Source organism: Candidatus Paceibacterota bacterium, from assembly GCA_028714635.1.
Taxonomy (GTDB): Bacteria; Patescibacteriota; Minisyncoccia; order Phycocordibacterales; family JAQTLZ01; genus JAQTLZ01.
In genome coordinates this window covers 1-3,915 of sequence record JAQTLZ010000017.1, presented here as the reverse complement: position 1 = coordinate 3,915, position 3,915 = coordinate 1, and the positions used below count along the sequence as shown (strand labels likewise).

Below are 3,915 nucleotides of genomic sequence, written 5' to 3'. Positions count from 1 at the left end.
ATTATCCTGAATTGAAAACTTCCGATACTGTGCAGACACGTATGGCACAGCTTGAAGGTACGGAAAATCGCGTTTCTGTAGAACGAACTCGATTCAACGATGTGGTGCAGACGTACAATCTGAAAGTGAAAACATTCCCGACCTCTCTCTTCGCGAAGGTCTTTGGCTTTAGCGAACACGCATATTTCCAGTCCGCGACTGGTGCAGAGAATGCTCCAAAAGTTTCGTTTTAACTAAATTATAATGAGAAAGTTCTGCGGCTTTCTTCTCCTCGTTCTCTTTTCTTTCGTCTTTGTTCATTCGGCGTACGCTTTTGTCTCGCCCGGGAATCCGACTGGATTTGTAAATGATTTTGCAAACGTATTTTCTCCAGCGGACAAAGACGCGCTTGAGACAAAGCTTAAGGATTTTTCTGCACAGACGGGAAATGAAGTGAGCGTAGTGACAGTACAAAATCTTGGTGGAGACACAATTGAGAATTATGCCGTAAATCTTTTTCAGGCGTGGGGAATTGGGAATAGGGAGAAAGACAACGGTGTGCTTTTTCTGGTGGCGATTGATGACAGAGCCACTAGGATTGAAGTCGGATATGGGCTTGAAGGAGATCTTCCCGACGCTACTGCAAATAGAATTATTCAGAAAATCGCCATTCCCTATTTTAAAAACGGGGATTATGTGGGCGGAATTTCGAATTCGACGGATGCGATTATAAGCGCTTTGGGTGGCAATACCGATGTAATACCGGCAGAATCGGACACTCAACTGAATTCAAACTTGAATATAAATTTGAATTTTGTTTTTGTAATCGGATTTATCATTGTTTCTTGGCTCGGCGCTATCTTGGGCAGATCAAAATCGTGGTGGCTGGGGGGAGTAATCGGGGGAATTGCCGGGGTCATTGTAATCGTCTTTTTTGGGTTTTTTTACATTGGGCTCATCTCTCTTTCTGCGCTTATTCCACTTGGGCTTTTGTTTGATTTTATTGCTTCTCGGCAGTTTGAGAAAAGCAAAACGACCGGAGGCCGACCACCTTGGTGGATAGGAGGAGGACGTATGGGTGGCGGAGGTTTTGGTGGGGGAGGTGGCGGATTCGGAGGTTTTGGCGGAGGCTCTTCCGGCGGAGGTGGCGCGAGTGGGAGGTGGTGAGAAAAGCTTTTAGCTTTTAGGTTTCAGCTGTCAGCTTTCTGGATCTCTATTTGAGATTTTGCCTATCAGATGATAGTGTGCTTGTTGTTAGTTGAAAGTTGGAGACGTCGCATAGCGGTCTAGTGCGCTCGCTTGGAAAGCGAGTAGGGGGAAACCTCTCGCGAGTTCAAATCTCGCCGTCTCCGCAATAAATATGAATTATAAAGGCACCATTATCGAAGAAAGTTTAGTGAAGAAAGATGTTCTTAAAGGCATTAAAATTTTGAGCACGAAAGTCGAAGATGTTGTGGAGAAGCATCAGACTCCGTGGCTGAAACAATGGACACTTCATAAAGTCGAAATTCCTGAAAATAAAGCGGAAGAAATTGCAAAAAAATTAAGCACCTCTCTTGATCAAAGTCATAAGAGCTCTTGGTACGCGGATTTTAGAAATGAATATAACCACTATATTATTTTCCCCAATAAAGTTTTTTATATCGATAGAAAAAGCAAAGAGCAATACGATGAAGCAACCCAATATGGTATGTCGCTGGGAATACCGGAGTATCAGCTTGATTTTTCTCTTCGACATCGAAAAAAGTAGAATACCACAAAGGAAAAACTACTTTCTAATTCGAGCGAATTAGAAAGTAGTTTTTCGAATGACCGAACGGCAAATGCCGTTCGGTCATTGGGAAAATTTAATTTCCCTTTTCCATCAGCTCTTTCGCCGCTTCAACCCCAATATCATCAGCACGGGGGATTGCTCCTGTGATACGCGTGATTATTCTTTCTGCGTGTCTGAAAAATTGAAACTTGGTAAAAAATGGATTCGTCCAGCCGGTTGTAATTGCGTAGCTTTGGGTGAACGGCTCGATGTGGTGAATGTGATGGTCTTGGCGCGGTAGGAGTATGTGAGCGTTTTGCAGGAGCATAATGATTTTTGGCGGAGCATCCATATGCGCCCATTTATGAATTTGATTGGTGAGAAAGACAAAAACCGAGATAAGAAAGACGAACAAAAGTATTGAATAGGAAATTACTCCGGTGAGTGGAATGAAAAGCACGGCAATGCAGACAGGAATGACGGTCGCAGTTCCACTCGTGCTCGCTTGGATGAAAGAGTGGTGAGTAATGGATTTCTCATCTACATGATGTTCACGAAATGGCCGAATAAAAAGCGGGCCGACGAGAAAAGTTTTTGAAGAACCCCAGGTATCGAAAGTCCAGTGCATTACTCCGGAGAGGAAATCGGCAACGAGGAGGCTTCCCAAAAAGATTGCGATAAAAGAGAGGAATGAGAAATATTCTCTATGCAGAAAGAATTTTCCCACTGCCAAAAGGAAGAATAGGCAGATAGAAAGAAAGGCGAAAAGGCGGAGGATTTGCCTCGTTTTGTCCATCTTCATCCGAATCTCGTTTATATTTGGCTGTTGAATTTTGGCCATTTCGAAAAGGATTTTTTGTTATTTTCTTTCCATCATACTACAATACTTCCTCATGGAAGAACATATCATACTTGTTGACGAGAAAGATAATCCTATCGGCGAAGAGGGGAAGCTTTCCGCGCATTTAGCGGGGAAACTTCACCGCTGTTTTTCCATTTTTGTGTTTAATTCTAAAGGTGAGATGCTTCTCCAAAGGCGAGCGAAAGGAAAGTACCATTCCGGAGGGCTTTGGACAAATGCTTGTTGCGGGCATCCTCGTCCCGGTGAAGAGACAGAGAAAGCGGCACATCGCCGTCTAAAAGAAGAAATTGGTTTCGATTGCCCGCTCAAGGAGGTTTTTAGTTTTACCTACAAAGCGGACCTTGACCATGGAATTCGGGAACATGAATTTGATCACGTATTTCTCGGGAAATTTGATGGGGAAGTGAAAATAAATCCCGAAGAGGCGGAAGATTTCAAATGGATTTCCCCGGCTGCTTTGCGTGAGGATGTAAAGAAAAATCCCGGTACTTATACCTATTGGTTTCGAATTGCTTTCGAGAGAACAATCAGATTTTTAAAATAGAAAAGGCAAACCCCGCGTGTTTCGCGGGGTTCGTCATACCTTTGTGCCTATAAGCCGAATTCTGTCCTTGTCTTTCGACAATGTGCAGACATTTATCTGGGAGTGTTGTTACCAACACCCTCAAGCGGCACTCACATCTTTCGATGAGCACGGCCTTGCACTGTGGTAAGGATTTAGCCGTTGCACTCTCTGTGTTGCCACAAAGATTTACCCCGTGAAGGGTATTCCGTTCTTTTCAAAACGAAACGTCACTGTTCGCACCTCGTAGATTGCTCTAGACGGGCGTTACCCGCTACCATTCTCCCAGCCGTAGTTTTGATCAATAGAAATTTCTACGGGCCAAAACTACGGCTGGGCAGTGTTCGGACTTTCCTCCCTTTTTCTCGCGAAAAAGAGTGTCTGCCCAACATAAAGGCACGAAAATTATACTACAAAAATCAATTTATTGCAAACTAGGTTTTTCCCTTATTTTTTATTAATCCAGAGACCTATCCCAGTTGTTACTTTTCTATTTCTTTTATATAATAATCTCATTATCAACTATTTTGTAGCGAGCATTTTACTATTATGATGCCAAATTCACCGAAGGTTTCTTCTTTTCTTGAGCGCGCGCCGGTCTTTCTTCTCCTCGGTCTCACCTTTATTCTCCCGATATTTTTCTTACCAGCCTCTTTCTCGACGTTTCCGTTCAGTAAGCATCTCTTGTTAGCGCTCGCTACGCTTCTCGCTTTCATTATTTGGGCAGTAACTTCTCTGCGCCAAGGCAAGATTTCGTAC

6 protein-coding genes, 1 tRNA gene and 1 other RNA gene are annotated in these 3,915 nt (G+C 43.4%); 6 read left to right on the top strand and 2 right to left on the bottom strand.

Annotated elements, in window-relative coordinates; translation table 11 throughout:
- The 4 genes from PHS53_05190 to PHS53_05175 form a co-directional block, all read left to right on the top strand.
- The coding region (locus PHS53_05190; GenBank protein ID MDD5357504.1) for a LemA family protein at positions 1 to 233 on the top strand (233 nt) is incomplete at its 5' end.
- Between the two features lie 10 nt (positions 234 to 243).
- Positions 244 to 1,146: a TPM domain-containing protein gene (locus tag PHS53_05185; GenBank protein MDD5357503.1), complete on the top strand. Its 903-nt coding sequence runs from the start codon at positions 244 to 246 to the stop codon at positions 1,144 to 1,146.
- A gap of 100 nt (positions 1,147 to 1,246) precedes the next feature.
- Positions 1,247 to 1,331 (top strand) — tRNA-Ser (locus PHS53_05180).
- An 8-nt stretch (positions 1,332 to 1,339) separates the two neighbouring features.
- Positions 1,340 to 1,729: a hypothetical protein gene (locus PHS53_05175; GenBank protein MDD5357502.1), complete on the top strand. Its 390-nt coding sequence runs from the start codon at positions 1,340 to 1,342 to the stop codon at positions 1,727 to 1,729.
- Between the two features lie 97 nt (positions 1,730 to 1,826).
- Here PHS53_05175 and PHS53_05170 read toward each other — a convergent pair whose 3' ends face one another.
- Complete coding sequence (locus PHS53_05170) at positions 1,827 to 2,573, bottom strand: fatty acid desaturase CarF family protein (protein ID MDD5357501.1); 747 nt, start codon at positions 2,571 to 2,573, stop codon at positions 1,827 to 1,829.
- 52 nt (positions 2,574 to 2,625) lie between these two features.
- On the opposite strand from PHS53_05170, the gene idi reads away from it, so the two are divergent.
- A complete protein-coding gene (gene idi / locus PHS53_05165) occupies positions 2,626 to 3,138 on the top strand; it encodes an isopentenyl-diphosphate Delta-isomerase (GenBank protein MDD5357500.1) in 513 nt (170 codons plus the stop codon).
- A 34-nt stretch (positions 3,139 to 3,172) separates the two neighbouring features.
- Here the strand turns inward: idi and rnpB are convergent.
- Positions 3,173 to 3,553: RNase P RNA component class A (gene rnpB, locus PHS53_05160), an RNA gene on the bottom strand.
- 152 nt (positions 3,554 to 3,705) lie between these two features.
- Here rnpB and PHS53_05155 point away from each other — a divergent pair.
- A partial coding sequence (locus tag PHS53_05155) for a hypothetical protein (protein ID MDD5357499.1) occupies positions 3,706 to 3,915 on the top strand: 210 nt, incomplete at its 3' end.